Genomic DNA, 25,414 nt, shown 5'->3' with positions numbered 1-25,414 from the left:
GGTGACCGTGGTCATGGGGCCTCCCGGCCTGGACTGAGGAGCGGAGGGAGCGAAGCGACTGGAGTGACGAGGGAAGGCCGGGAGTCGAAGCCCCATGACCCGCCGAGCGGCAGCGAGGAATTCAGTAGAGTCATGCTTCTGCTCCCCGTCGGTTCAGGCGGGCCAGGACCAGCATCGGTACGACGGTGACGAAGAACAGCACGATCGACAGCGCCGACGCGTACCCGAGGTTGCCCTCGAAGCCCTGGCTGTACTGCTGGATCAGCATCACGACCGAGTTGTCCCGGCCGCCCGGTCCGCCCTTGCCGCCGCTGAGGATGAACAGCTCGGAGAACACCCGCAGCGCCGACACCGAGATCAGGATGGAGATCAGGATCATCGTCCCGCGCACGCCCGGGACGGTGATGTGCACGAACCGGCGGAACGCGTCGGCCCCGTCCACCGCAGCCGCCTCGTGCAGGTCGCGCCCGACGTTCCCGAGCGCGGCCAGGTAGATGATCATGTAGTACCCGAGCCCCTTCCAGATCGTCAGGCTGATTGCGCTGAGCAACAACAACCACTGGTCGCTGAGGAACGGCAGCGGCCCGGAGATGACGCCGAGCTTCTCGGCCAGGCCGTTGACCAGGCCGCGGTCGTCCAGGATCCACTGCCAGATCAGCGCGACGACCACGGCCGAGGCCACCACCGGGGTGTAGAACGCGGTCCGGAAGAAGGTGATCCCGGGCAGCTTCTTCTCCACCAGGACGGCGAGCAGCAGCGGCAGGACCGTGAGGAACGGCAGGCAGACCACCATGTAGATGACGCTGTTCAGCAGCGCCCACCGCAACTGCTCGTCGTGCAGCAGGGTCTCGAAGTTCTTCAGCCCGACGAACGTGCCGCCGCCCAGCGGCCTGGCGTTGGTGAACGACAGGATGACCGTGTTGATCGACGGCCACAGGCTGAACACCAACAGCCAGGCCAGCGCCGGGACGACCAGCACCCAGGGCGTGAACCAGCGCTGGTAGCGCATTACTGCGTCAGCAGCTGGTTGGCCTTCGCCACCGCCGCGTCCAGAGCCGCCTGGGAGGAGATCTTGCCGGCGATCGCGAGCGAGATCTGCTGCCCGATGAAGTCGTTGGTGGCGCCGCTGATGATCGGCGGGGTCAGCACCTTCGCCTTGGCCAGCGACTCGAACGCGAGCACCTTGGCGTCACTTTCCGGGGTGCCGTCGGACTTCGAGAAGTACGGGTCGGAGGCGGACGCCTTGGTGGACGGGAAGATGTTCACGATCTTGGCGAACGCGGCCTGGTTCTCCGCGTTGGTGACGAACCGGGCCAGCGCGATCGCGGCCGCCTGGTTCTTCGTCTTGGCCGACACCGATAGGCCCTGCACGTACAGCGGCGGGGTGTCCAGCGCGGGCGACGGGACGACCTTGCCCTTCAGCGACGGGTTGTCCTTGACGAAGTCCTGGATCGCGTTGCCGCCGCCGGTGGTCCAGGCGACCTTGCTCTGGGTGAAGAGCTTGGAGTTGCCCAGGTACTCCTGGGTCAGGATGTCGCGCGGCAGGTAGCCGGCCTTGTAGGCGTCGCGGTACTTGTCCAGCAGCGCGGCCGCCTCGGGGGTGTTGAACTCGAACTTCTTGCCGTCGTCGCTGATGATCTTGACGCCGGCGTTGGTGAAGTCACCGATGCCGGGCAGCCGGCTCATCAGGTACTCCCGGCCGCCGGTCTTGTCGTGCATCACCTTGGCGGCCGCGAACAGCTCGTCGAAGGTCTTCGGCGGGTTCTTCACGTCCAGGCCGGCCGCGCCGAACTTGTCCGCGTTCCAGTAGTCGATGTCGGTGTTGAGGTACCACGGGTAGCCGAAGGTGCCGTTCAGGCCCTGGTACTGGTACGCCTGCACACCGCCCTCGACGTACTCCTCGGTGATCTTGGCGTCGGCGGCGCCGACGTCGAGCAGCATGCTCTGCTTGGCCAGCGAGAGCGCGAAGTCCGGCGGCAGGTTCACGACGTCGGGCAGCTGGCCGGCCGAGGCCTGGCTCAGCACCTTCTTGTCGTAGCCGTCACCGGGCTGGTCCAGCCAGGTCACCTTCGTGCCCGGGTACTTCGCCTCGAAGGCCTTGATGACGCCTTCGACGTACGACGTGAACTTCGGCTTCAGCGCCCAGGTCTGGAAGCTGACCTCACCGGTCACCGCTGCGTTCGCGTCGACGGTCGGCGTGGCGGCGCTGCCGGAATCCTCGGCCGAACCGAGACCGCAACCAGCGAGGGAGAGGGCCGTGGCGGCCAGGACGGCCACCACTGCTGGACGACGTCTACGCATGGATTCTCCTGGAATTGATAAACCGGTATAGCTCCTGCACTATCCGGGATCGTAGAATCCGCTGTCAAGGGTGAGAGGGGTTCACGTGGCCAGACCGACGATCGCTGACATCGCCAACCGCGCGGGTGTGTCCAAGGGCGCGGTGTCGTTCGCGCTGAACGGGCGGCCGGGCGTGAGCGACGCGACCCGGGAGCGGATCCTGCGGATCGCCGAGCAGATGAGCTGGCGGCCGCACAGCGCCGCCCGCGCGCTCGGCGCGTCCCGGGTCGACTCGGTCGGCATGGTGATCGCCCGGCCGGCCCGCACGCTCGGCGTCGAGCCGTTCTTCGCCCACCTGCTGTCCGGCGTGCAGTCCGGGCTGTCCGCGGAGTCGATCTCGCTGCAGCTGCTGATCGTCGAGGACACCGCGGCCGAGATCGAGGTGTACCGCCGCTGGGCCTCGGAGCACCGGGTCGACGGCGTGATCCTGGTCGACCTGACCGTGAAGGACCCGCGGGTGGACGAGCTGAAGGCGCTCGAGCTGCCCGCGGTGGTGATCGGCGGCCGCGGCGGGAAGGGCGCGCTGCCCTCGGTCTGGGCCGACGACCGCGAGGCGATGCTCTCGATCGTGGAGTACCTGGCCGCGCTCGGCCACCGCCGGATCGCGCACGTCGCCGGGACACCGAACTTCCAGCACACCCAGCGCCGGATCCGGGCCGTGAAGGACGCCGCGCCCCGGCTCGGCCTGGTCGACGCGCCGTCGCTGACCACCGACTTCAGCGACGCCGAGGGGGCCGCGATCACCCGCAAGCTGCTCTCCCAGGCGCAGCGGCCGACCGCGATCGTCTACGACAGCGACGTGATGGCGGTGGCCGGGCTCGGGGTCGCGATGGAGATGGGCGTCGCGGTGCCGGGCGACCTGTCGATCGTGGCGTTCGACGACTCGATCCTGACCCAGCTGATGCACCCGGCGCTGACCGCGCTGTCCCGGGACACCTTCGACTTCGGCCGGCAGGCCGCCGAGGTGCTGCTCGAGACCATCGCCGACCCCACCCAGGTGATCAACCGCCGCAGCCCCGACCCGGTCCTCACCGTCCGCGAGTCCACCGCTCCCCCGACCTGAGTTGCCGTGGGTTCTAAACCGTTTTAGCATCGTCGGCATGCTTTCGGATCCCGGCACGCCCCGGTTCGGCGCGAACTACGTCCCGTCGGCCGGCTGGTTCTACAGCTGGCTCGACTACGACGGCGCGGCGGTACGGCGGGACTTCGCAGACCTGGCCGGACTGGGCCTGGACCACGTCCGGGTGTTCCCGATCTGGCCCTGGATCCAGCCGAACCGGGCGATCATCCGCGAGCGCGCGATCGAAGACCTGCTGGACACCGTCGACGCCGCCGCCGAGCACGGCCTGACCGTCGCCGTCGACCTGGTCCAGGGCCACCTGTCCAGCTTCGACTTCCTGCCGTCGTGGGTCCTGACCTGGCACAAGGCCAGCCTGTTCGAGGACACCACGATCCGCGACGGACTGACGGCGTACGTCGATGCCGTCGCGCGAGCCGTGGCGACGAAGCCGAACGTCTTCGCGATCACGCTCGGGAACGAGGTCAACAACCTCTGGCCGGACAGCGCGACCACCTTCGAGAGCTCGACCGGCTGGGCGCAGGAGTTGCTGACCACGGTCAAGGAGGCGGCGCCCGGCGTACTGGCTCTGCACTCGCTGTTCGACGACGCCTGGTACAAGGCCGACCACCCGTTCCATCCGGCAGACGTGGTGGATCTGGGGTATCTGAGCACTGTCCACTCGTGGGTTTTCAACGGGGTCTCCCGGGTGGACGGTCCGCTCGGTCCGGCGACGATCAGCCATGCGGACTACTTGGTCGAGCTGGCCGCGGCGACGTCGCTGGACCCGGCGCGGCCGGTGTGGTTGCAGGAGATCGGCGTACCCGGGCCTGACATTCCGGTGGAGTTGCAGGCCGAGTTCACCCGGCGGACGGTCGAGCTGGTGCTGGAGAACCCGGCGCTGTGGGGTGTGACCTGGTGGTCGTCGCACGACATCGATCGGCGGCTGCTGGACTTTCCGGACCGGGAGTACGACCTGGGCCTGTTCACCGTGGACCACCGGCGCAAGCCGGCCGCGCATGCCTTGGCGGAGGTGATCGCCGAGGCGCGTTCGAACGGCGTGCAACACCCGCAGGCGACAACCCTGACCGCACCGGTCAACCTGCGTGTGGAGCCGCAGCGTAGGCCGGAGGTTGCCCCCGGCAGCGAGTTCCACCTGCAGTGGGTGGCCGCTCGCGCCGACGGCCCGGTCCGGATCGTGCTGCCCTAGGCTTTCGCGTCGATCAGGACCTGGATGCCGTCCAGGATCCGGGTCAGGCCGAACTCGAAGTCGTCGTCGACACCGTCCTCGTACTCCTGGTTGGTGTACAGCGCGAGCAGCATCGGGTAGTTGCCCTCGGCAAGCCGCGGGACCAGGAAGCGGCCGACCTCCTCCGCCTGGACGGGCGTGTTGTCGCCGGCCGAGAGCTGGCGGACCATGCTCGCGTAGTTGTGCGCGAACCCGTTCAGGAGGAGCAGACATCCCAGGTTGTCGTGCTGGCTCAGCCCGGTGCCGGCCAGCGCCTGCAGCATCACCTCGACCCAGCGCAGCATGTTGGGCGTGACCGGCGCACCGCGGATCGGCACGTCGAGCAGCCACGGACGCTCGGCGAACCGATCGACCTGGGCCTGCACCCACGTGGTCGCGGCCGCTCGCCAGTCCGTTGGCAGCTCGGGCGGCGTACCGATCGCCTTCTCGTGGACCAGCACGATCAGCTCGTCCTTCGAGCGAACGTAGCGGTACATCGCGTTCGTGGTGACGCCGAGGTGGGCCGCGATCCGCTGCAGTGAGATCGCCTCGAACCCGTCCCGGTCCCCGAACTCGATCCCGGTGTCGACGATCCGGTCCACCGACAGCCCTGGCTTGGGACCGCGACGCTGCACCGGCAGCACACCCCAGGACAGGGCGAGCCCCGGCGGCAGCTCCCCGGTGCTCACTGCTCGGCCGGTTCGATCCAGGCGTAGGTGCCGTCTTCCAGGCGGATGACCTGGTGGCCGGCGGCGAGGCGGCGTACGTCGTCGGTCTCGATCACGGCGGCGGCCGGGCCGGCCACGTCGATGACGATCGCGGCGGCGCCTTCCTGGATCGCCGCGGTCGCGACCAGCTGGGACAGCGCGGGCATCGGGCGGGCGTCCGGGCTCCAGCGGGCGAGTGACTCGCTGCCCGTGAAGGCGAGCAGAGCGTTGCGGCCGTCCTGGCCCTGGAGCAGCGCGACCGCCATGTCGGAGGTCTTGTCGTGCGCCAGGCCGTTCTCGTCGTACTCGACCTCGCCGAGGATCGCCACCACCGGCACCAGCAGCCGGGCCTTGGCCAGCGCGGCCAGGACCGCGCCGTGGTCACCCTCCGCGAGCGCCTTCGCCAGCGCGGGGTCGGCCGACCCGTCGTCGTTGTCGAAACCGGTGAAAGCCAGGCGGCGCTCGGGTTGCATGCGCATGATTCTGCCTCCGAACCCCCAGGCCATCACAATCGCACCCGCGAAGCACCAGCCACGCTCACTCCGCATCCCGGCCACCAATTGTGATGGCGTGGCGGTCCGGGCTCCTTTCAGGGGTGCGTCAGGGCTCTTCCCCCCTTGGATCGGGCACGGACTGTGCGAGCCTGGATACGTGCCTGACTTCAACGATCTGACGCTGCTGCCGTTCTGTGTGGGCCTCACGCTGCTCGGCCTGATCGGCTCGTGGGCCGCCTGGCGGCGCCGCGGGGCGGCGGCCGGCACCCGTGGCGTGGCCTGGTCCCTGTTGCCGGTCTCGCTGTACCTGACCGGCCTGCTCGAGCTGGTCTGGGACGTGGTGCGCTCGAGCGTGAGCTGGGTCACCCACCTGATCTTCTCGCCCACCGTGTGGGCCGGGGTCGCGCTGTTCGGCGTCTCGGTCGTGCTCTACGTCGTCTCGGGTGTGGCCCGGGGCCGCGGGGGGAACCAGAAGGCACCGAAGTCAAAGCCCGCCTCGCCCGCGGGTGAGCTGACCGCCACGGGTCCGGAACCCGCGTCGGCCGCTCCCGCCAAAGCTGCCAAGCCGGCCAAGGGGTCGAAGGCGAAGCAGCAGGAATCGTCGGAGTTCGACGAGATCGAGGACATCTTGAAGCGCCATGGAATCAACTGACACGAACGCCCCCCACCCGCTGACCATCGACTCCCTGCTGGACCACGTCCAGTCCGCCCCGCCCCGCCTCGGCAACACCAGGCTGATCAGCGTCGACGGACCGGCCGGCTCCGGCAAGTCCACCCTGGCCGCGACCTTCGCGACCCGCGCGGAGGCCCGCGACCTCAACACCCGGGTCATCCACATGGACGACCTGTACGACGGCTGGACCGGAGCCGTCCGTGGTTTCGGCCTGCTCCGCGACCACGTCCTGCAACGGATCGCGGATTGCCGCGAAGGACGGTACCGGCGCTACGACTGGCACACCGGCATGTACGCCGAACTGCACGTCGTACCCGTGACCGTCGAGCTGCTGATCGTCGAGGGTGTCACCTCCTGCGACCGCGACGCCGACCACTGGCAGTCGTTGCGGGTCTGGATCGAGACGTCGAACGAGGTACGCCTCGAGCGCGGGATCGCCCGCGACGGCGAGGCGCTGCGCGACCACTGGCTGGAGTGGATGCGCTGGGAGCGCGACCACTTCGCCGAGCAGGGCACCCGGGACCGGGCGCACGTCATCGTCGACGGCAACCCGTCGGTCCCGCACGACCCGGCCCTCGAGCTGGTCACGAAGTCGGTGGCGCTGCCGCCGCACGACTCGGCGGCTTCCTGACCACGATCAGCCGCGCCCGCGGGTGATGGGTCCACTCCCCCGCCGGCGCCTGCTCCAGGTACCTCTGCCGGAGCTGCGCGATGTAGTCGTCGCCGCGAGCCAGGGCCAGCGCCCGCATCGATCCGCCGTGGTTGGAGGTGTCGAAGTACGTCGCCGCGTCGGGATGGGTCATCGGGTACGCCACGAACTCGTCGCGCTCGACCACTGCGTCCAGGCCGTCGAGCAGGCGGTCCTCCCACGAGTAGTCGCTGCGCTCGCCGATCGCCTTCGCCACCGCCGCGAACGGCCCGTCGTCCTCGGTGTTCTCGGGCCAGTAGACGACCGACAGCCGGCCGCCCGGCCTCAGCGCATCCGTCCACGAGCGAATCGCGGCCTCAGGCTCGGGCAACTGCTGGAGGCCGAAGGCCGAGACGACGGCGGCACATGCCCTGGACCACCGCGCGTCGAGGATGTTCGCATCTCCCTGAACCACGGTCACGCGCTGACCGAGGCGTTCGCGGGCCCGCTCGACCATGCCGGCCGAGAGGTCGATCCCGGCGAGCTCCCGGCCGGGGAATCGCTCGAGCAGCAACTCCGCCTCGGGGAAGGTCCCGCAGCACGGCACTAGGATCGGCCCGTCCGGCAGGGTCTCCAAAGCCTCCACGGCAGCGGCCACCCAGGGCGCGAACCGGGGTACGAAGTACGCCACGTAGCCGTCGGCCGCCTGGTCCCAGCCGCGCGCGATTCGACTCAACCGGTCCGTCACGGGGTCTCCTCGGTGATCGCGGCGAGGCGGCGCCGCAGGTGTGCGCGCTCGGGCTCGGTGCCCGCCAGCGCGAGAGCTTCCTCGTACGCCGCTGTTGCCTCAGGCAAACGCCCGAGGCGGTGCAGAAGGTCCGCCCGGGCCGTCGGGTAAGGGTGGTACTCGCGCAGCCGCGGCTCGTCGGAAAGCTCGTCGAGCAGCGCCAGCCCCTTCTCGGGCCCGTCGCGCATGGCGATGGCGGCTGCCCGGTTGAGGGCGACGACCGGAGACGGGTCCATGGCGATCAGGACGTCGTACAGGGCGACGATCTGCGGCCAGTCGGTGCTCGCGACGTCGGTTGCTTCGTCGTGGAGGGCAGCGATTGCGGCCTGGACGCCGTACGGTCCGGCGGGGCCGCCGGTGAGCGAGGCGACGACGAGCTCGCTGCCCTCGGCGATCATCTCGCGGTCCCAGAGCGTGCGGTCCTGGTCGTCGAGCAGGACCACCTGGCCGTCCGGGCCGGTGCGGGCGTCGCGGCGGGCGTGGATCAGCAGCATCAGCGCGAGGAGGCCGGCGACCTCGCGTTCCGCCGGGAGCAGTCGGCGCAGGATCCGGGCGAGCCGGATCGCCTCCTCGGCCAGGTCCAGGCGCTGCAGGAAGGGTCCCGAACTGGCGGCATACCCCTCGGTGAAGACCGAATAGATCACCTGCAGCACACCCGGCAGCCTCTCCGGCAACTCGTCCGGGCCGGGGACGCGGAAGGGGATCCGCGCGTCCTTGATCTTCTTCTTCGCCCGGACGATCCGCTTCGCCATCGTCGCGGTCGGGACCAGGAACGCGCGCGCCACCTCCGGCGTGGTCAGCCCGGCGAGGCACCGCAGCGTCAAGGCGCCACGGTCCTCGGCTGCCAGGGCCGGGTGCGCGCAGGTGAAGAACAGTTGCAGCCGCTCGTCCGGCAGCTCGCCTCCGACGGGCGCCGGAGCCGGCCGGTCGGCGTCGACCTGCAGGATGGCGAGCTTGGCGGCGTACACCTGGTCGCGACGCAGCCGGTCGACCGCCTTCCGCCGCGCCGTGGTCATCAACCAGGCACCCGGATTGGGCGGTACGCCGTCGACCGGCCAGCGCGTCAGCGCCGTCTCGATCGCGTCCGACGTGACCTCCTCGGCGAGGTCGAGGTCGCCGAACCGCCGGGCGAGCGCGGCCAGCAACCGCCCGCGCTCCTCCCGGAACACCGCCTCGACCTCGGCGTGCATAGTCCGTCAGGCCCCCGGGAACTCGGCCACGGGCCGGACGTCGATCGAGCCGCCGCCGCGGGACCCGGGGCACTTCGCGGCCCACTCGAGCGCGACGTCGAGATCCGGTACGTCGATCACGTAGAAGCCACCCAGGACCTCACGCGTCTCGGCGTACGGGCCGTCGGTCACCGTCCGCTGCCCGTCGTTCGCGACCTGGACCCGGGTCGAGGTGACCAGGTCGGCCAGCGACTCGGACGCGACCACGACGCCGGCCTCCTGGATCTCCTTGTCGAACCGCATCCAGTCCTCCGGCTCACACCCGACAGCCCCGCCATCGCTCAGGTCGACCTCACCGGCGTTGATCAGCAGCAGATACTTCATCTCGGAACCTCCTGTTGGCGTGTTGACAGCATCACCACGAACGGGTCAGGCCCCGATGGACAGCCGCCTCGAAGAAAGTTTGTCAGGATGGTGGGCATGATTCTGCCTTCCGGGGAGCAGTGGGGACTGCAGGCGAGCGGGTACGCGGCGACGGTGGTGAGCGTCGGCGGCGGACTGCGCGGGCTCACGTACGACGGACGCGAGGTGCTGCTCGGGTACGGCGAGGACGAGCCGGCGCGGGCCGGGATCGGGCAGCACATGTTCCCGTGGCCGAACCGGATCACGGACGGGAAGTACACGTTCGAGGGTGTCGACGAGCAGCTGTACCTGACCGAGCCGGGCCGGCAGAACGCGATCCACGGCCTGACCCGCTGGGCGAACTGGGAGCGCGTGGACGAAGGCGCCGACCCGGCCGTGGTCGAGGTCGGTCACCGGCTGCACGGCCAGCCTGGGTACCCGCACCAGCTCGAGCTGCGGCTCCGCTACGAGCTGAGCTCCGACGGGCTCACGGTGACTGCCGGCGCGACCAACGCCGGCGTGAGCGATGCGCCGTACGGGTATGGGACCCACCCCTACCTGAGTGTCGGGCGGTCGATCGACGAGTGCGTGCTGGAGTTCCGGGCGGCCGAGTGGCTGGAGGTGTCGCCGGAGCGGATGACCCCGATCGGGTTGTCGCCGATCCACGACTCGCCGTACGACTTCAGCACCGGCCGGGTGCTCGGTGACCTCGAGATCGACAACGCGTTCACCGGGCTCGGTGGCAGCACGTGGTCGGTCACGCTGACCGATCCGGACACCGGCGCCAGGTCGGTCCTGACCAGCGACACCGCCTGGCTGCAGCTCTACACCGGCGGCGCGATCGGGCGTACGGCGCTCGCCGTCGAGCCGATGACGTGTCCGCCGAACGCGTTCATCACCGGGCAGAACCTGGTGGTCCTGAAGCCCGGCGACTCACACACGACTATGTTCCGGGTGTCGGTCTAGGAGCGGCGCCCAAGCCTCTTCCTTCTTCTTACTTCTTTTCTCCAGTTCGGGGCGCCGGGCCCGCGCCGCGGGCGCGGGCAACGGCAGCCAACTCCTTGGCTGCGCGGCTCGCGCGGATGCCTTCGGCGGCCTGGATCGCGAGGATGCCCAGGCGGTTGCCGTCGGCATCGAAGAGCTGGAGCCACGCGTCACCCGGCTTGAACCGCAGCGCGGTCACGTCGTCCCACCGCAGCGTGTAGGACTTGAAGACGTTCCGCACCCGCAGCCGGTCCGGGTACGCCGACACCCGCAGCGTCGTCATCCGGTAGAGGATCCACAGCACCGCGCCGAAGAACGCCAGCAAAGTCAGCCGCTGGAACCAGCTGAACGTGTCCCGGGAGTCCTCCGACAGCCGGAACCAGATCACCCCGAACACCGCGATCAGCGACAGCCCCATCCCACCGGCCATCAACGCGACGATCCGCGGGTGGAACGTGAAGAGCCGATCGTCGGCGCTCATCTCAGATCCGGCAAGCGTGGATGTCCGTGGTGAGGATGGCACGCGCGCCCACCTCCCAGAGCTGGTCCATGATCCGCTGCGCGTCGGCCCGCTGCACCATCACCCGGACGGCGACCCAGCCCTGCCGGTGCAGCGGCGACACCGTCGGCGACTCCAGGCCCGGCGCGACCGCGGTGGCCGCGTCGACCTGCTCGGCGCGGATGTCGTAGTCCATCATCACGTAGTTCCGCGCGATCAGGACGCCCTCCAGCCGGCGGACCAGCTGGTGCAGCCCGTTCGGCGGGGTCTCCACGCCGTGCCGCTTGATCAGCACCGCCTCGGACTTCAGGATCGGCTCGCCGAACACCTCGAGCCCGGCCTGGCGCAACGTCGTACCGGTTTCGACGACGTCCGCGATCACGTCCGCGACACCCAGCTGGACGGCCGACTCGACCGCGCCGTCCAGGCGGACGACGGAGGCGTCGACCCCGTTCTCGGCCAGGTGGTCGGCCAACACCCCGGCGTACGACGTGGCGATCCGCTTGCCGGCCAGGTCCTTGATCGAGGTCGCGGCCCCGGGCGGACCGGCGAACCGGAAGGTGGACCCGCCGAAGCCGAGCTCCATGATCACCTCGGCGTCGGCGTGCGAGTCGAGCACCAGGTCGCGGCCGGAGATCCCGACGTCGAGTGTGCCCTCGCCGACGTACACGGCGATGTCGCGGGGGCGCAAGTAGTAGAACTCGACCTCGTTCGCGGCGTCGGTCAGAGTCAGGTCCTTGGTGGTCCGGCGCTGCTTGTAGCCGGCTTCGGTGAGGATCTCGGTGGCGGCCTCGCTCAGCGAGCCCTTGTTCGGTACTGCGACGCGCAGCATGACACTGCCCTTTCTGGAGTGAACCGATGGTGTGCGGGATCAGCTCCTACAGATGTCGGTACACGTCGTCGAGGTCCAGGCCGAGCGCGTGCATCATCACCTGCGCGTGGTAGAGCAGCTGGGACAGCTCCTCGGCGGCCCGCTCCTTGCTCTCGTACTCGGCGGCCATCCAGGACTCGGCGGCCTCCTCGACCAGCTTCTTGCCGATCGCGTGCACGCCGGCATCCAGCGCCGCCACGGTCCCGGATCCCTCCGGCCGCGTCAGCGCCTTCTCGCCCAGCTCGGCAAACAGTTCCTCAAAGGTCTTCATCGCGCGCCCAGCCTAGAGGCCCGGTGCTGACGGCGTCCGGTCAGGTCCGTCTACCGGGACCCCGTGGCGGTGAGTGAGCATCGACGTACCAGGTGTGATTCTCGGCGAGCAGGCGCTTGATCATGCCGTGGTCGATGGTGTCGGTCTCCGAGCGCAGATGGAACGGCGGCGGGTAGAACGCGTCGCCGAGCAGGATCACGCCGGAGTCGGTCGCGACCAGCGAGTCGGGCGCGTGGTTGCCACCGACATGACGCAGTACGACGCCGGTCGGCAGCGTGAGGGTGTCGTCGAAGGTCTGGTCCGGGAGGACGATCCGGAAGTCCGTCCAGTCCGGTACGGCGAGGGCGCGAGCGCGGAAGCTGGGTCCGAGTCTGGGGTTCGCCTGGACCTGGCCGCGCAGATAGCGGTGGCTCCACGGGCGCCCGGCCTCGGCGGCCAGGATCTCGACGGCGGCCGTGTGGGCGACGACAGTGATGTCGTCCCAGGCACAGGCTCCCCAGACGTGATCCCAGTGGTGGTGGGTGTAGACCAGCCAACGGGCGGCCGGCAGGCCCGCTTGGGCGATCGCCGCCTGGATCTCGCGGGCGTGCTCCGGGCTGTTGCCGGCGTCGACCACGACACTCCCCCGGTCGTCGGCGATCACCGCGACCGACGGGCGGATCGCGTCCGGGTCGGGATCATGCGGGTAGAGCCACACCCGGCCGTTCAGCTGTTCCAGCACCTGGCCGACGATAGCTGCCATGCAAACTCCCCGCAGAGTCCGCGACCTCGGCATCACCATCGGCACGCTGCCGACCGGTCCGCTCAACGCGATCACCGACGTACCGGGAGTACGCGTCGGTCAGACCACGATCTCCTCCGGCGACCTGCACACCGGAGTGACCGCGATCGTGCCGTCCTCGGTTGCGGACGACCTACCGGCTGCGGACGGCCTTCCGGCGGCGGAGGGTCTTCCGGCGGCGGTTGCGGTCGGCAACGGGTACGGGAAGCTCGTCGGATCGACGCAGGTGGACGAGCTGGGCGTGATCGAGACGCCGATACTGCTCACCGGGACGCTGAGCGTCTTCCGGGTCGCCGACGCTCTGCTCACCTGGCTGCTCGACCGGAACCCGCGCGCGACCAGCCTGAACCCGGTCGTCGGCGAGACCAACGACGGTCACCTCTCCGACATCCGCAGCCGCCCGATCACGCCCGCACACGTCCACGCCGCGCTCGACTCGGCCTCCGCCGACCTGCCGGCCGAGGGCTGCGTCGGCGCCGGCACCGGGACGACGGCCCTAGGCTTCAAGGCCGGCATCGGTACGGCGTCCCGGACGGTCGACTCGGGGACGGTCGGCGTACTGGTCCAGGCGAACTTCTCCGGCACGCTGACCGTCCGCGGCACCGAGATCCCGGCTCCCCCGCTCGATGCCGACGGCAACTCCTGCATGATCGTCGTCGCGACCGACCTTCCCCTCGACGCCCGCCAGCTGGGCCGCGTCGCCCGACGGGCCGTGTTCGCAATGTCCCGCGTCGGCTCCGACTACGCCCCCGGCAGCGGCGACTACGCGATCGCCTTCACCAGCAATCGCGGTCGAACATTTGCCGAGAAGGGCCTCCGCCCGGTCTTCCAGGCCACGATGGAGTCAACCGAGGAAGCCCTCCTCAACTCGCTCACCATGGCCACGACCACCACCGGCTTTCAGGGACGCACCGCTCCAGCGGTCGCCCACGACGTCCTCGTCTCCCGCCTGGAGTCCGCCGGTCTGCTCGATTGACCCCCGGCGACCAGAACACCGAAGGCGAGCACGGCCGCGACGGTGCGGACCAGATGAGCCACTTGCCACCGATCCCGGACAGCCGCCCAATCCGCCGGCGGACTCTGCACCAACCAGTCAGCCTGCTCCGCGTTGATCGGCAGGTTGATCACGAGCGACGTGACCAACACCAGCACCAGCAATCCGGCTGCAAGCAGCCCCGTCCGCCGATTGCCGCCCCGGATCACCAGGACCACAGTCGCGATGATCGCCGGAATCAACGTCACCGACGCGAGCGTGTCGAGGGCGTCCAGCTCGACCTGCCGGACTTGGGTGTAGACCTCGGCGCCGTACCCGCGCAAGGAGTTCTCCAGCACGAGGACGCCGAGCAGGAAGCCGGCGAACAGGCCGGTGAACAGCAGGCTGGCGGCGCGTAGGAGCCTGTCCATCAGTACGCCACCCCGACCGGCTGGTCGATGGTTGCCGGGGTGGTGAGGGCGGCGAGCATGAGGTGGGCGACGTCGGCGCGCGAGATGGTGTAGCCGCGGGAGACCGTGCCGCCGACAACGGTGCGATAGGTGCCGGTCAGCGCCTTGTTGGTGAGCTTCGGCGGCCGCACGATCGTCCAGTCGGTGTCGCTGGTCTTGATTTCGCCCTCCATCACCCGCAGGTCGGCGTACACGTCGGCGGCGAACGCGTTGATTATCGGCAGCAGGAGACGCCGGTTGAGGAAGCTCTCATCGGGAGCGGCCGGGCCGAGCGGCGCCGCGCTCACCGCGACGAAGCGCCGTACGCCGGTCTTCGTCATCGCAGCGAGGATCGACTGCGTGCTGCCGGACGCGACCGGTCCGTCCTTGCGCCCGCGCGGTCCGACGCCGGAGATGACCGCGTCGCTGCCGTCCACCGCCTCGACAAGCGGCTCGGCCGAGGTCAGCCCGGGCACTCTGACCACCTCGAGCGCCGGATGCGCCACGTCGTACGACGACGACGCGCGAACCACCGCCGTCACCTCGTGCCCCGCATCCAAAGCCTGCCGTACGACGTGACCGCCGATCCCGCCCGTCGCACCGAAAACCGTGAGCCTCATCCGTACTCCTCCTGCGCTATCGTCAGTCAGGTCATCTGCAACTCATATAGTACGGAAATCATAATATATGGAACAGACACAACCGGGTGACCCGCGTCACCGCCGGCGGACCGGCAACGAGATCAAGGCCGCGCTGCGCGACCTGCGGATCCAGCTCGCCCTGCTGAATCACCAGGTCGGCGGCAGGCTGGCGCTGAAGGACGTCGACCTCGACTGCCTCGACGTACTGGCCCGGAGTGGTCCGTTGACCCCGAGCGCACTCGCCCGCCAGGCCGGCCTGCACCCGGCAACGCTGACCGGCATCCTGGATCGGCTCGAGCGGGCCGGCTGGATCGCCCGGGATCGCGCTCGCGGCGACCGGCGCAGCGTGACCATCCGCGTCCTGCCCGACCGCGGGATGGAGGTCTTCCGGCTCTACCAGCCGATGCTCGGCGCGATGGACGACGTACTGGCCGACTACAGCCAGGACGAGCTCGAGCTGATCGCAGGCTTCCTCAGGCGCAGCGCCGAGGCGGGCCGCTCCGCGACCGAGACGTTGGGTCAGGACTCGTAGAGGTTCAGCAGTTTCCGGCCGAGGCTCGCGAGCTCGGTGCGCAGCTCCGGTGGGTCGAGAACCTCGAGGGAGGCGCCGAAGCGGGAAAGGGTGGCGGCGGCGTTCCCGATGGACTCGATCGGGATGGTGACGGTCACGCTGCCGTCCTCGGCCGGGTCGGCGGCAGCGACCGCCTTCACCAGGATCGGGAAGGACACGTCGTGCATGTTGGCGGCGAGATCGGGTGACACGCGTACGACGGCCTCGGCGGTGAAGCGGGTCTGGTCGAACCCGGCCAGGCGCTCCTGCCAGAAACCGGGGAGATCGAAGTCGGCCGGGCGCTCGAACTCCTCGTCGGTCGGGGTGAGCTCGAGGATGCTGGAGACGCGGTAGGTGCGGATCCCGCCGGGTGTTGCGGCGACGACGTACCAGGCTCCGTTCTTGAGCACGAGACCGTACGGCTCGAGCACGCGCTCGACCTCGCGGGGCGCCTCCCAGCGGCGGTAAAGGACCTTGATCCGGCGGTCGTGGAGTACGGCGTCGGCGACGGCGGACAGGTGTGGCGAGTTCTCGGCGTCCTGGTACCACGCGGGCAGATCGAGGTGGAAGCGGTTCTTCAAGCGGCCGGCGCGGTCGCGCTGGTCCGGAGCCAGCGCGGCGAGCAGCTTGAGCTCGGCCGCGCTCGTCTCCGCGGTGAGCCCGAGCGCCGCGGCCGCGCCGGGCATGCCGACCAGGAACAGCGCGGCCGCCTCCTGCTCGGTGAGTCCGGTCAGCTTCGTGCGGTACCCCTCGACGAGGCGATAGCCGCCGGCTCTGCCCTGGTCGGCGTACACGGGCACGCCCGCTGCCGCGAGCGCCTCGACGTCGCGGTAGATCGTGCGGAGCGACACCTCCAGCTCGTCGGCGAGCTCACGCGCGGTCAACTGCCTGCGGGTCTGCAGCAACAGCAGGATCGACAGCAGCCGGCTCGAACGCATGCGTCGAGGTTAGCTCCGAACACTGCCACTCGCTGTCAGGTATCGGTCGGATGCTGGCTGCATGACGACATGGACCAAGGTGACCGGCGACTTCGACTTCCTGAACGGGTACTTCGACGTCCGGCACCGAACCCTGAAGCAGGTCTTCGTGGGTTGCGACGAGTGGAACGAGTTCGAGGGCACCACGACGGCGCGCACGCACTTCGACGGGGCGATCAGCATCGACGAGATGCGGTTCCCGACGAGGTCGTCGTACGGGATGTCGGTGCGGCTGTTCGACCCGGTGGCCAAGGAGTGGAGCATCTGGTGGATCGACGGCCGCACCATGGAGCTCTACCCGCCGGTGCGCGGCGGCTGGACGGACGACGGCACGTCCTGCCGGCTCATCGGCGCGGACGAGGTCGTGAACGGGCAGAAGGTGATGGTCAGCTACGAGTGGTCGGACATCACCGAGCGAACCGCGCACTGGGAGCAGTGCTACTCCAACGACGGCGGCGAGACCTGGGAGCTCAACTGGGTCATGGACTTCACCCGCCGGGACACCCCGCCGCCCGCACTCGACGTACCGAAGCTGACCGATGACTTCGACTTCCTCGTCGGGCGCTGGGACATGCACAACAGCCGCCGCCGGCCCGCACTGGGTTCACCGGCCGAGTGGTACGACGTCGAGTCGGAGATGGAAGTCTGGTCGTACTTCGACGGCGCGATCAGCTTCGACGAGGGATGGTTCCCGACCGAGGGGTTCCGGGGCGCGACGCTGCGGATTTACAACCCGACGACGAAGACCTGGGCCATCCACTGGATCAACAGCCTCCGCGGCCAACTCGAAACCCCGGTCATCGGCTCCTTCACCACCGACGGCACCGGCATCTTCGAAGGCCCCGACGTGTGGGAAGGCCAACCAATCGACGTTCGCTTCACCTGGACTCCAGGCACCGACAAGGCCGCCTGGGAACAGTCCTTCTCCACCGACGACGGCCAAACCTGGCACCCCAACTGGAAAATGCAACACACAAGAATCGGTTAGTTCCTCTCCCCACGCTCCCCACGCAGCCACGCCTACGTCGCGGCCGCTACGCGCACTCCCACCCACCCTCCGGCTCGTCGCCGGCGCCCCAGCCAGGCTGCCGCCGGCGACCTGCGGGCTGTCGCCCGCGTGCTGCGCGCTGCCGCGCGCACTCGACCACACCGGGCGGGCGCACCCGACGGACAAGCCCGTCGGGTGAACCGCGGTTGGGCCGGGATCCGCTCACGCCATCAGTCCGTTCAAAGCTGCCGGAGTCAAGCTGCCTGCCGACCTTCCCGTCGAGTCGCCCCGCCTCTGCTTGACGCATGCCGATATGGGCATATGATGGGGATGTGGCCCGAGCAGCGACGACGTCAGATGTGTTCAACGCGATTGCCGAGCCGCAGCGGCGGGAGATTTTGGTGCTGCTGCGGGCGGGTGAGCGGCCGGTGACCGAGGTGGCCCGGGAGTTGGGGATCACGCAGCCGGGTGCTTCCAAGCACCTGCGGGTGCTCCGGGAGGTGGGGTTGGTGCGGGATCGCAAGGCAGGCAAGCAGCGCCTGTACGGACTGGACGCCCGCGAGCTGCGACTGGTTCACGAGTGGACCGGGGGGTTCGAGCGGTTCTGGAACGAGAGCTTCGACCGGCTGGACGCGTACGTGCAAGACCTCAAGCAGGCAAGGCAGGAGGAGTAACCGATGGCAACGACAGGACAGGACGCGCCGGCGCAGGCAGCGATGGCCGACCGCGAGGTCGTGATCTCCCGGGTCATCGACGCCCCACGGGAGTTGGTGTTCGAGGCGTTCACCGAGGTGCGGCACCTGTCGCGATGGTGGGGACCGGAGGGGTTCACCACGACCACGCGGGCGTTCGAGTTCCGCGTCGGCGGGGAGTGGGACTTCGTGATGCACGGGCCGGACGGCACGGACTACCAAGAGTGGATCTCCTGGACCGAGGTCGCCCCGCCGGAGCGGATCGCCCTGCTGCACGGCGAGTCCCGCGACGACCCGAACGCCTTCGCTTCGGTCCTCACGTTCGAGCGCGACGGTACGGCGACCCGGATCGAGATGCGCACGGTGTTCCGTACCAAGGAGCAGCGCGACGAGGCGGTCGAGAAGTACCACGCGATTGAGGGCGGCCGGCAGACCCTGAACAACCTGGCTGCCTACGTCACCGAGATCCGGAACGGAGTGGAGGGCTGATGGCCGGCAAGGTGTTCTTCAGCGTGTCGATGTCGCTGGACGGGTTCATCGCCCCCGAGGCCGTGCCCGTCGAGGACCTCTTCGGGCCCGAGAAGAAGCCCGACGACCCCTCGGTACGGCGCTGGATGGCGCAGTGGATGGAACTCCATCAGGCAGCGTTCCCGCAGCGGTTCTTCCGGGAGAACCTGAAGCTCGGCAAGGGCGGCGAGGAAGGGCGCGACAACGACATCGCGCAGGCGACGTTCGAGCGCATCGGCGCGAACGTCATGGGCAAGCGCATGTTCGACGCCGGCGAGCTCTCCTGGCCGGAGGATGCGCCGTTCCACACGCCGGTCTTCGTCGTGACGCACGAGAAGCGTGACCCTTGGGAGCGGCCCGGCGGTACGACCTTCCACTTCGTCAACGACGGCATCGAGACCGCGCTCGACCAGGCCCGCGCTGCCGCCGGCGACCGCGACGTACGCATCTCCGGCGGCGGCGCGACGATTCTGGAGTACCTGAACGCCGGCCTGATCGACGAGTTCTCCATCACGCTGTCGCCCGTGCTGTTCGGCTCCGGCGTCCGCCTCTTCGAGGGCGTGGACGCGAGCCGCATAGCTCTGGACCCCGTCCGCGCGGAACCGACGCAACGAGTAACCCACCTGACCTACACAGTCCGGCAGCGATAACCGTCCGTCCGCACACCAACCCGATGCCGGCGCCACGCCGAACTACCGACACCCACCAGCGGCCGGTTGCCCCCGACGCCGTACTCGAGGGGTTATCCGGCCCAGCCGCGGGTTCTCCCCTGGCACGCAAGGGGAGAACCCACAGGTCGAACGGATATCCCTCCGATCGGTGGTGGGAGCGCGCGTGGTGGTCGCGGCGAAGGAGTGGCCGCGTGGGAGAGAAGCCCCACGGCTACACCGTTTCGTACTGGCGGGTCTTTGCGACGAGCAGGTGGAGGGCCAGGGTTAGGGCCAGGATCAGCGCGGCGACTGCAGGGAGCGCGGGGGCGGGAGTGCCAGCCGCGAGGGCCACGCCGCCTAGGGCGCTGCCCAGCGCGCAGCCGAGGGCGATGGCGCTGCCGTTGAGGGCCATCACGATGGCTGCGGAATCGTGGGCCAGGGAGGCGAGACGCGCCTGCTGGGGGACGGCCGCCCCGCCATTGCCGATGCCGGCGGCAAAGAACCACAGCAAGCCAACGACAGCCAGTACGCCGCTGACCTTGAACACCAGCGCAGCCAAGACAGCATCCAGCAACAGCCCGATCAGTACGACGGTCAGCACCCGAAGCGCCGTGAAGCGGTCAGTGAGCCGCCCAGTGACCGCGTTGCCCAGCATGCTGGCCATGCCGTACCCGAACATGACCAGGATCATCATCCACTCAGCGGGAAAGGCCGGATCGAGGATCAACGTGGCGTACGTGAAGCAGGTGTAGCTACTGCACAGAATCCCCGTCGTGACAAGCAGCCCGGCCAGCAGACGCGGCTGGCCAAGCGGCCGCAGACGATCGGCCAACGTCCCGGCCGGAAGATGCAACCGCGGAAGCTTGAGCACGATCCCGGCCAACGCGACCGTCCCCACGACCGCGACCAGAATCATCGGGAAGCGCCAACTCGACTGCCCCAGCACCAGACCGACCGGCACCCCGAGCGCAGTCGCCGCCATCCACCCGCCAAGCACGAACGACAACGCCTTCCCGTGATCCTTGACCGGCGTCAGCGCAATCACATACCCAGTGACAGCAGCATTGAGCAGACACCCACCCAGCGCCGCCACCACCCGCCCGCCGAGCGCCACCGCATAGGTAGGCGCAAGCCCGACGATGAGATTCCCGACCACGAACACGCCCAACGCGATCGCGATCGTACGACGCCGCTCCCACCGACTCGTCGCCGTACTGAGCAACGGCGCCGCCAGAGCCGACGTCAACGCGAACGCCGACACCAGCTGCCCAGCCGCCGCCTCGACGACCCGCAAGTCCGAAGCGATGGCCGGCAACAACCCCGCCAGCACATACCCATCGATCCCCGTCGAGAACGTTGCCACCGCCAACCAAACCAGCGGCCGGTACCTCACAGGTCCCGCACAAACGTGAACATGCTCCGCCCCAGCACCAGCGGTTCGGGCACCCCGCCGAACCGGTGGACGCCGACCCCGAAGCCGGCCTCCGGATCGGACACGAACACCCGCTCGAACCCGCGCTCCTCGAACCACCCACAGATCGCCGGCACCCGATCGGGCGCACCCCGATGCCGAGTCCAGATCACCGTCCCACCGGTCTTGCTCAGCTGCCGACACGTCTCGACGGTTCGCTCGATGTCCGCGTCCACGACGTTCCCGAACACCCCACACGCCAGTACGACGTCCGCCGGCACCAACCCCTGGTACTGATCCGTCACCGCCGCATCGCCCTCGACGACCTCGACGTCGGTCAGCCCCGCGACCCGGATCGCCTCTGCGGCAGCCGCCGTACTGCGTGGATCGAGTTCGACCAGCCGAGCCCGGACATCGTCCCGGCGCGGATGCGCTGGAAGCACCTCGAGCAGGTCGCGGCCCTCGCCGGCGCAGAGACTCACCACCGTCAGCGGGCCCGGCGGCGCAGCATCCAGCGCCAGCCGGAGCTGCGCCTGCACAACCTCCAGACGCCGCGCGAGGAACGAACCGGGTACGTCGTAGTCGCCGTGCCAGCGGTGCCAGTCCATGAGGCTAAAGGCTACGGATCGCCACCAGCGTCGAGAGAGCGGCCTGGGTTGCCTCGTACCCCTTGTCCTCCCGGCTGTCCGGGAGGCCGGCGCGGTCGAGCGCCTGCGGGTCGTTGTCACACGTGAGTACGCCGAAGCCGATCGGGACGCCCGTGGTCACGCCGACCTGCATCAGGCCCTCGGTCGCGGCCTGGCAGACGTACTCGAAGTGCGGGGTGTCCCCGCGGATCACGACGCCGAGGGCGATCACCGCGTCGTACCCACTCTTGGCCGCGTGCAACGTCGCGACCGGGAGCTCGAAGGATCCCGGCACCCGGATCACCGTGTAGTCGGTGACGCCGGACTCGTCCAGCGCACGGATCGCGCCGGCCACCAGGGCATCGGTCACCTTCGGATGCCACTGCGCTCCGACGATCGCGACGCGGGCGCCGTCGGCCCGCGGGGTCTCGATGGTGGGTGCTCCACTGCCCGACATCAGCCGGCTCCGTTCTCTTCGGCGAGGACACCGGCGGGCAAGTGGTGGCCCATCCGGTCGCGCTTGGTCCGCAGGTACCGCAGGTTGTGCTCGGTCGGGTCGATCGAGATGCTGCGGCGCTCGACCACGTCGATGCCGTAGCCCTGGACGCCGGCCAGCTTGTCCGGGTTGTTGGTCAGCAGCCGGACGGACGTGACGCCCAGGTCGGCCAGGATCTGCGCGCCCGTGCCGTAGTCCCGGGCGTCCGCGGGCAGCCCGAGATCCAGGTTCGCGTCGACCGTGTCGCGGCCCGCGTCCTGCAGTTCGTACGCCTGCAACTTGTGCAGCAGCCCGATCCCGCGGCCCTCGTGACCACGCAGGTACACGACGACACCGCCCTCGGCCGCGACCTGGCGCAGCGCCTCGTCCAGCTGCGGTCCGCAGTCGCACCGCAGCGATCCGAACACGTCACCGGTCAGGCATTCCGAGTGCAGCCGCACCAGCGTCGGCCCGGCCGCGAGGTCGCCCCGGACCAGCGCCAGCTGCTCCGACCCGTCGACGATGTTCCGGTAGCCGTGGGCAACGAAATCGCCGTACTGGGTCGGCAGGGTAGTGGTCGCGACGCGCTGGATCTGGCTCTCGGTACGGCGCCGGTAGCGGATCAGGTCGTCGATCGACACCAGCACCAGCCCGTGCTCGTCGGCGAACTCGCGCAGTTCGGGACCGCGCTTCATCGTGCCGTCGTCGTTCACCATTTCCGAGATCACCGCGGCCGGCGTCAGCCCGGCCATCCGGGCCAGGTCGATCGACGCCTCGGTGTGCCCCGGCCGCACCAGGACGCCGCCGTCGCGACCGCGCAGCGGGAACACGTGCCCCGGCTGGACCAGGTCGTACGGCTCGGACGCGGAGTCGGTCAGCACCCGGATCGTCCGGGCCCGGTCCGCGGCCGAGATCCCGGTGCTGATGCCGTCGCGGGCATCGACCGAGATCGTGTACGCCGTCCGCATCCGCTCCCGGTTGTGCGGCGTCATCAGCGGGATGCCGAGCCGGTCCAGCTCGGCGCCCTCCATCGGGACGCAGACCACTCCGGAGCTGTACCTGATCAGGAACGCCAGCAGCTCCGGCGTCGCCTTGGACGCGGCGAAGATCAGGTCGCCCTCGTTCTCGCGGTCCTCGTCGTCGACCACGATCACCGGCCGTCCGGCCCGGATCTCCTCGATCGCGTGCTCGATCGTGTCGAGTTTCAGCACGTCACCCATGTCAGCCCACCACCACTGGTTCCGGAGCCACGGTCCGCTCCCGGTTCTGGATCCGCCACCAGGAGGCGAACCCGACGACACAGAACAGCCCGTAGACGATGTACATCGTCGCCGACGGGTAGAACTTCGCCTGGATCAGCAGCGGTACGCCGACCACGTCGACGGCGATCCAGATCAGCCAGAACTCGACGAATCCGCGGGCCATCCCGTACGTCGCCAGGATCGACCCGGTCAGGATCCACGCGTCCCACTGCGGCCCCCACGAGCCGAGCTCGCGCAGGACGAAGTACGAGATCGCGTACAGGACGACCGCGAACCCGAGCAGCTCGAACCGCTCGCGGGCGGTCGCCCAGCGCGGCTGCACCGCCTTGCCGGCGCCGCCGTGCCGGGTCTGGTACCAGCGGTACCAGCCGTAGAGGCTGACCAGCGCGAAGAACACCTGGCGACCGGCCTGGCCCCAGAGGTCCTTGTCCTGCGGCGTGTCGAAGATCCCGCCGACGAAGACGGTGAACAGCAGGACGTTGCCGACGATGCCGACCGGCCAGGCGGCGACCAGCCGGCGCATCCCGAACAGGGCACTGCCCAGGCCGAACACGTTGCCGACGATCTCGCGGACGAGCACCGGCGAGCCGGCGATCTCCACCTCCGAGTGCAGCAACCAGTCGATCACCGGTCCACTCCCTTGGCGGTGAGCAGCCGCTCGACGTACTTGGCGATCACGTCGACCTCGAGGTTCACGGTGTCGCCGACCTGGTTGCGGCCGAGCACGGTCAGCTCGAGCGTGGTCGGGATCAGGCTGACGCCGAACGTGCCGGTCGCGTCATCCACGTCGGTGACGGTCAGCGAGACGCCGTCGATGGCGATCGAGCCCTTCTCGGCGACGTACTTGAGGATCTCGGGCGTGGTCGCGACCCGGACGTCCTCCCAGTGCTCGGCCGGCGTCCGGCTCGCGATCGTGCCGGTGCCGTCGACGTGGCCCTGGACGATGTGCCCACCGAGCCGGGCGTGGGCCGTGACCGCGCGCTCGAGGTTGACGCTCGAGCCCTTGTCCAGGCTGCCCAGGCTGGTCCGCTGCAGGGTCTCGCGCATCACGTCGGCGGTGAAGACGCCGTCACCGTGCTCGATCACCGTGAGGCAGCAGCCGTTGACCGCGATCGAGTCGCCGTGGCCGGCGTCCTCGGTCACCTTCGGGCCCCTGATGGTGAGCCGGGCGGCGTCTCCGTCCAGCAGGTCCAGCGACTCGACGGCGCCGAGTTCTTCGATGATGCCGGTGAACATCTACTTCCCTCCAAGAGGAGTCAGGGTCAGCCGGACGTCGTCGCCGAGACGGGTGACGTCCGCTAGCTTGAACCGCCGAAGGTGGTCGATCGATTCCGCGCCGAGGTCGCCGATCGCGGCGTACCCGGACCCGAGCACGGCCGGGGCGACGTACGCGACGATCTGGTCGACCAACTGGGCGCGCAGGAAGGCCGCGGCCAGGGTCGGGCCGCCCTCGAGCCAGAGGTGCCGGATGTGGTGGTCGTCGAGCTGCCGCAGTACCTCGGCCGGGTCGTGCGTCGGCAGGATCAGCGTCTCCGCGCGGTCGTTGCGGACCCGCGCGGTCTCCGGGATCTCCCGGTCGCCGACCACGACCCGCAGCGGCTGCCGGGCCGCCGGTACGTCGTGCTCGTCGCGGACCGTCAGCTCCGGGTCGTCGTCGAGCACGGTCTGGGTGCCGACAGCGATCGCGTCGCACTCGGCCCGCTTCCGGTGCACGTCGGCGCGCGCGATCGGCCCCGTGATCCACCGGCTGGTCCGGTCCGGGGCGGCCGACCGCCCGTCCAGGGTGGTGGCGAACTTCCAGGTGACGAACGGGCGGCCCATCCGGACGCTGTGCAGCCACACGTGGTTGACCGCCTCGGCCTCGTCCCGCAGCACGCCCTCGGTGACCACGATGTTCTTGTTCCGCAGCTTCTCGGCGCCGCCGGCGGCCTGCCGGTTCGGATCCGGTACGGCGTACACCACGCGGGCGACACCGGCCTCGATCAACGCGTCGGCACACGGCCCGGTCCGGCCGGTGTGGTTGCACGGCTCGAGCGTCACGTACGCCGTACCGCCGCGGGCCCGCTCGCCGGCCATGGCCAGCGCCTCGACCTCGGCATGGGGGCCACCGGCAACGGCATGGAATCCCTCACCGACCGGATGCCCGTCGCGGCCGGTGATGACACAGCCGACCACCGGGTTCGGGTGCGTGCTACCGATGCCCTTGGCGGCCAACTCGACCGCACGCCGCATCCAGGCGACGTCGATCGGCGAAGCGTTGTTCACTCACGGTCCCTCGTTGTCACGGACGCACTCCGGGGTTCGTGACAACCGGCGCACACG

At 69.4% G+C, this 25,414-nt stretch carries 32 protein-coding genes; 11 read left to right on the top strand and 21 right to left on the bottom strand.

Translation table 11 applies throughout. The annotated features are described in order from the left end of the window. Positions 1-130 precede the first annotated feature (130 nt). The gene (locus AB0H36_RS39375; RefSeq protein WP_360535613.1) at positions 131-1,009 is read right to left on the bottom strand and encodes a sugar ABC transporter permease; all 879 of its coding nucleotides are present in this window, start codon (positions 1,007-1,009) and stop codon (positions 131-133) included. Continuing rightward, a complete protein-coding gene (locus tag AB0H36_RS39370; protein ID WP_360535611.1) occupies positions 1,009-2,301 on the bottom strand; it encodes a sugar ABC transporter substrate-binding protein in 1,293 nt (430 codons plus the stop codon). The genes AB0H36_RS39375 and AB0H36_RS39370 overlap by 1 nt, the downstream gene beginning before the upstream one ends. 85 nt (positions 2,302-2,386) lie before the next feature. Between AB0H36_RS39370 and AB0H36_RS39365 the strand changes: the two genes are divergently transcribed. Continuing rightward, positions 2,387-3,403, top strand: a complete 1,017-nt coding sequence (locus AB0H36_RS39365; RefSeq protein ID WP_360535609.1) for a LacI family DNA-binding transcriptional regulator — start codon at positions 2,387-2,389, stop codon at positions 3,401-3,403. A gap of 37 nt (positions 3,404-3,440) precedes the next feature. Beyond that, positions 3,441-4,607: a glycosyl hydrolase gene (locus AB0H36_RS39360; protein ID WP_360535607.1), complete on the top strand. Its 1,167-nt coding sequence runs from the start codon at positions 3,441-3,443 to the stop codon at positions 4,605-4,607. On the opposite strand, the gene AB0H36_RS39355 is transcribed toward AB0H36_RS39360, so the two are convergent. Continuing rightward, positions 4,604-5,314, bottom strand: a complete 711-nt coding sequence (locus tag AB0H36_RS39355) for a TetR/AcrR family transcriptional regulator (RefSeq protein ID WP_360535605.1) — start codon at positions 5,312-5,314, stop codon at positions 4,604-4,606. The genes AB0H36_RS39360 and AB0H36_RS39355 overlap by 4 nt on opposite strands. Then, positions 5,311-5,805 carry an SseB family protein gene (locus AB0H36_RS39350; protein ID WP_360535603.1) on the bottom strand — a complete coding sequence of 165 codons (495 nt, stop codon included), beginning with the start codon at positions 5,803-5,805 and terminating at the stop codon, positions 5,311-5,313. The genes AB0H36_RS39355 and AB0H36_RS39350 overlap by 4 nt, the downstream gene beginning before the upstream one ends. Before the next feature lie 178 nt (positions 5,806-5,983). Here AB0H36_RS39350 and AB0H36_RS39345 point away from each other — a divergent pair, with 178 nt between their 5' ends. Continuing rightward, positions 5,984-6,478 (top strand): hypothetical protein, encoded by a 495-nt coding sequence (locus AB0H36_RS39345; protein WP_360535601.1) that lies wholly within the window; start codon positions 5,984-5,986, stop codon positions 6,476-6,478. Then, the gene (locus AB0H36_RS39340; RefSeq protein WP_360535599.1) at positions 6,465-7,130 is read left to right on the top strand and encodes a hypothetical protein; all 666 of its coding nucleotides are present in this window, start codon (positions 6,465-6,467) and stop codon (positions 7,128-7,130) included. Before AB0H36_RS39345 ends, AB0H36_RS39340 begins: the two co-directional genes overlap by 14 nt. On the opposite strand, the gene AB0H36_RS39335 is transcribed toward AB0H36_RS39340, so the two are convergent. Genes AB0H36_RS39335 through AB0H36_RS39325 form a run of 3 tightly spaced genes read right to left on the bottom strand, consistent with a single transcriptional unit; the run spans position 7,084 to position 9,467 of the window. After that, positions 7,084-7,875 (bottom strand): class I SAM-dependent methyltransferase, encoded by a 792-nt coding sequence (locus AB0H36_RS39335; RefSeq protein WP_360535597.1) that lies wholly within the window; start codon positions 7,873-7,875, stop codon positions 7,084-7,086. The genes AB0H36_RS39340 and AB0H36_RS39335 overlap by 47 nt on opposite strands. Continuing rightward, the gene (locus AB0H36_RS39330) at positions 7,872-9,104 is read right to left on the bottom strand and encodes an RNA polymerase sigma factor (RefSeq protein WP_360535595.1); all 1,233 of its coding nucleotides are present in this window, start codon (positions 9,102-9,104) and stop codon (positions 7,872-7,874) included. Before AB0H36_RS39330 ends, AB0H36_RS39335 begins: the two co-directional genes overlap by 4 nt. A gap of 6 nt (positions 9,105-9,110) precedes the next feature. Continuing rightward, positions 9,111-9,467, bottom strand: coding sequence for a YciI family protein (locus tag AB0H36_RS39325; protein ID WP_360535593.1), 357 nt, complete (start codon positions 9,465-9,467; stop codon positions 9,111-9,113). A gap of 96 nt (positions 9,468-9,563) precedes the next feature. On the opposite strand from AB0H36_RS39325, the gene AB0H36_RS39320 reads away from it, so the two are divergent. Beyond that, entirely contained in the window at positions 9,564-10,451 is an 888-nt protein-coding gene (locus tag AB0H36_RS39320) for an aldose 1-epimerase family protein (RefSeq protein WP_360535591.1), read from the top strand. Between the two features lie 28 nt (positions 10,452-10,479). Here the strand turns inward: AB0H36_RS39320 and AB0H36_RS39315 are convergent, their stop codons facing one another. From AB0H36_RS39315 to AB0H36_RS39300, 4 genes are read right to left on the bottom strand one after another with little or no spacing between them, the layout of a single operon-like run. Beyond that, a complete protein-coding gene (locus tag AB0H36_RS39315; protein ID WP_360535589.1) occupies positions 10,480-10,950 on the bottom strand; it encodes a PH domain-containing protein in 471 nt (156 codons plus the stop codon). 1 nt (position 10,951) lies between these two features. After that, the gene (gene hisG / locus AB0H36_RS39310) at positions 10,952-11,800 is read right to left on the bottom strand and encodes an ATP phosphoribosyltransferase (protein ID WP_360535587.1); all 849 of its coding nucleotides are present in this window, start codon (positions 11,798-11,800) and stop codon (positions 10,952-10,954) included. A gap of 46 nt (positions 11,801-11,846) precedes the next feature. Next, entirely contained in the window at positions 11,847-12,110 is a 264-nt protein-coding gene (locus tag AB0H36_RS39305) for a phosphoribosyl-ATP diphosphatase (RefSeq protein ID WP_360535585.1), read from the bottom strand. Between the two features lie 40 nt (positions 12,111-12,150). Next, positions 12,151-12,852 carry an MBL fold metallo-hydrolase gene (locus tag AB0H36_RS39300; protein ID WP_360535583.1) on the bottom strand — a complete coding sequence of 234 codons (702 nt, stop codon included), beginning with the start codon at positions 12,850-12,852 and terminating at the stop codon, positions 12,151-12,153. Between AB0H36_RS39300 and AB0H36_RS39295 the strand changes: the two genes are divergently transcribed. Beyond that, on the top strand, positions 12,851-13,867 hold the full coding sequence (locus tag AB0H36_RS39295; protein WP_360535581.1) for a P1 family peptidase: 1,017 nt from the start codon (positions 12,851-12,853) through the stop codon (positions 13,865-13,867). The genes AB0H36_RS39300 and AB0H36_RS39295 overlap by 2 nt on opposite strands. Here AB0H36_RS39295 and AB0H36_RS39290 read toward each other — a convergent pair. Both AB0H36_RS39290 and AB0H36_RS39285 read right to left on the bottom strand, forming a co-directional pair. Continuing rightward, positions 13,792-14,295 carry an anthrone oxygenase family protein gene (locus AB0H36_RS39290; protein WP_360535579.1) on the bottom strand — a complete coding sequence of 168 codons (504 nt, stop codon included), beginning with the start codon at positions 14,293-14,295 and terminating at the stop codon, positions 13,792-13,794. The two genes, AB0H36_RS39295 and AB0H36_RS39290, sit on opposite strands and share 76 nt — an antisense overlap. Then, a complete protein-coding gene (locus AB0H36_RS39285) occupies positions 14,295-14,933 on the bottom strand; it encodes an NAD(P)H-binding protein (protein ID WP_360535577.1) in 639 nt (212 codons plus the stop codon). The genes AB0H36_RS39290 and AB0H36_RS39285 overlap by 1 nt, the downstream gene beginning before the upstream one ends. 67 nt (positions 14,934-15,000) lie before the next feature. On the opposite strand from AB0H36_RS39285, the gene AB0H36_RS39280 reads away from it, so the two are divergent. Continuing rightward, on the top strand, positions 15,001-15,486 hold the full coding sequence (locus AB0H36_RS39280) for a MarR family transcriptional regulator (protein ID WP_360535575.1): 486 nt from the start codon (positions 15,001-15,003) through the stop codon (positions 15,484-15,486). Here AB0H36_RS39280 and AB0H36_RS39275 read toward each other — a convergent pair. Further along, positions 15,474-16,442 carry a transcriptional regulator gene (locus AB0H36_RS39275; RefSeq protein ID WP_360535573.1) on the bottom strand — a complete coding sequence of 323 codons (969 nt, stop codon included), beginning with the start codon at positions 16,440-16,442 and terminating at the stop codon, positions 15,474-15,476. The two genes, AB0H36_RS39280 and AB0H36_RS39275, sit on opposite strands and share 13 nt — an antisense overlap. Before the next feature lie 61 nt (positions 16,443-16,503). Here AB0H36_RS39275 and AB0H36_RS39270 point away from each other — a divergent pair, with 61 nt between their 5' ends. The 4 genes from AB0H36_RS39270 to AB0H36_RS39255 all read left to right on the top strand — a co-directional run bounded on the left by AB0H36_RS39270 (position 16,504) and on the right by AB0H36_RS39255 (position 19,318). Beyond that, the gene (locus tag AB0H36_RS39270) at positions 16,504-17,469 is read left to right on the top strand and encodes a hypothetical protein (protein WP_360535571.1); all 966 of its coding nucleotides are present in this window, start codon (positions 16,504-16,506) and stop codon (positions 17,467-17,469) included. Positions 17,470-17,801: 332 nt separating this feature from the next. Beyond that, positions 17,802-18,143: a metalloregulator ArsR/SmtB family transcription factor gene (locus tag AB0H36_RS39265; protein WP_360535569.1), complete on the top strand. Its 342-nt coding sequence runs from the start codon at positions 17,802-17,804 to the stop codon at positions 18,141-18,143. 3 nt (positions 18,144-18,146) lie between these two features. After that, positions 18,147-18,650 carry an SRPBCC family protein gene (locus AB0H36_RS39260; RefSeq protein WP_360535567.1) on the top strand — a complete coding sequence of 168 codons (504 nt, stop codon included), beginning with the start codon at positions 18,147-18,149 and terminating at the stop codon, positions 18,648-18,650. Next, on the top strand, positions 18,650-19,318 hold the full coding sequence (locus AB0H36_RS39255; protein WP_360535565.1) for a dihydrofolate reductase family protein: 669 nt from the start codon (positions 18,650-18,652) through the stop codon (positions 19,316-19,318). Before AB0H36_RS39260 ends, AB0H36_RS39255 begins: the two co-directional genes overlap by 1 nt. A gap of 232 nt (positions 19,319-19,550) precedes the next feature. Here the strand turns inward: AB0H36_RS39255 and AB0H36_RS39250 are convergent, their stop codons facing one another. Genes AB0H36_RS39250 through ribD form a run of 7 tightly spaced genes read right to left on the bottom strand, consistent with a single transcriptional unit; the run spans position 19,551 to position 25,357 of the window. After that, a complete protein-coding gene (locus AB0H36_RS39250) occupies positions 19,551-20,681 on the bottom strand; it encodes an MFS transporter (protein ID WP_360535563.1) in 1,131 nt (376 codons plus the stop codon). A 26-nt stretch (positions 20,682-20,707) separates the two neighbouring features. Continuing rightward, entirely contained in the window at positions 20,708-21,337 is a 630-nt protein-coding gene (locus tag AB0H36_RS39245; protein WP_360535561.1) for a class I SAM-dependent methyltransferase, read from the bottom strand. A 4-nt stretch (positions 21,338-21,341) separates the two neighbouring features. Then, entirely contained in the window at positions 21,342-21,812 is a 471-nt protein-coding gene (ribH, locus tag AB0H36_RS39240) for a 6,7-dimethyl-8-ribityllumazine synthase (RefSeq protein ID WP_360535559.1), read from the bottom strand. Continuing rightward, positions 21,812-23,050, bottom strand: coding sequence for a bifunctional 3,4-dihydroxy-2-butanone-4-phosphate synthase/GTP cyclohydrolase II (locus tag AB0H36_RS39235; RefSeq protein WP_360535557.1), 1,239 nt, complete (start codon positions 23,048-23,050; stop codon positions 21,812-21,814). The genes ribH and AB0H36_RS39235 overlap by 1 nt, the downstream gene beginning before the upstream one ends. A gap of 1 nt (position 23,051) precedes the next feature. Further along, positions 23,052-23,720 (bottom strand): nicotinamide riboside transporter PnuC, encoded by a 669-nt coding sequence (pnuC, locus tag AB0H36_RS39230; protein ID WP_360535555.1) that lies wholly within the window; start codon positions 23,718-23,720, stop codon positions 23,052-23,054. Continuing rightward, a complete protein-coding gene (locus AB0H36_RS39225; protein ID WP_360535553.1) occupies positions 23,717-24,328 on the bottom strand; it encodes a riboflavin synthase in 612 nt (203 codons plus the stop codon). The genes pnuC and AB0H36_RS39225 overlap by 4 nt, the downstream gene beginning before the upstream one ends. After that, positions 24,329-25,357 carry a bifunctional diaminohydroxyphosphoribosylaminopyrimidine deaminase/5-amino-6-(5-phosphoribosylamino)uracil reductase RibD gene (gene ribD, locus AB0H36_RS39220; protein WP_360535551.1) on the bottom strand — a complete coding sequence of 343 codons (1,029 nt, stop codon included), beginning with the start codon at positions 25,355-25,357 and terminating at the stop codon, positions 24,329-24,331. Between the last annotated feature and the right edge of the window lie 57 nt (positions 25,358-25,414).

It is taken from the genome of Kribbella sp. NPDC050820, from assembly GCF_040653975.1.
GTDB lineage: Bacteria > Actinomycetota > Actinomycetes > Propionibacteriales > Kribbellaceae > Kribbella.
Note: the sequence above shows the minus strand (reverse complement) of the source record. Positions and strands in the feature narration are given on the sequence as shown.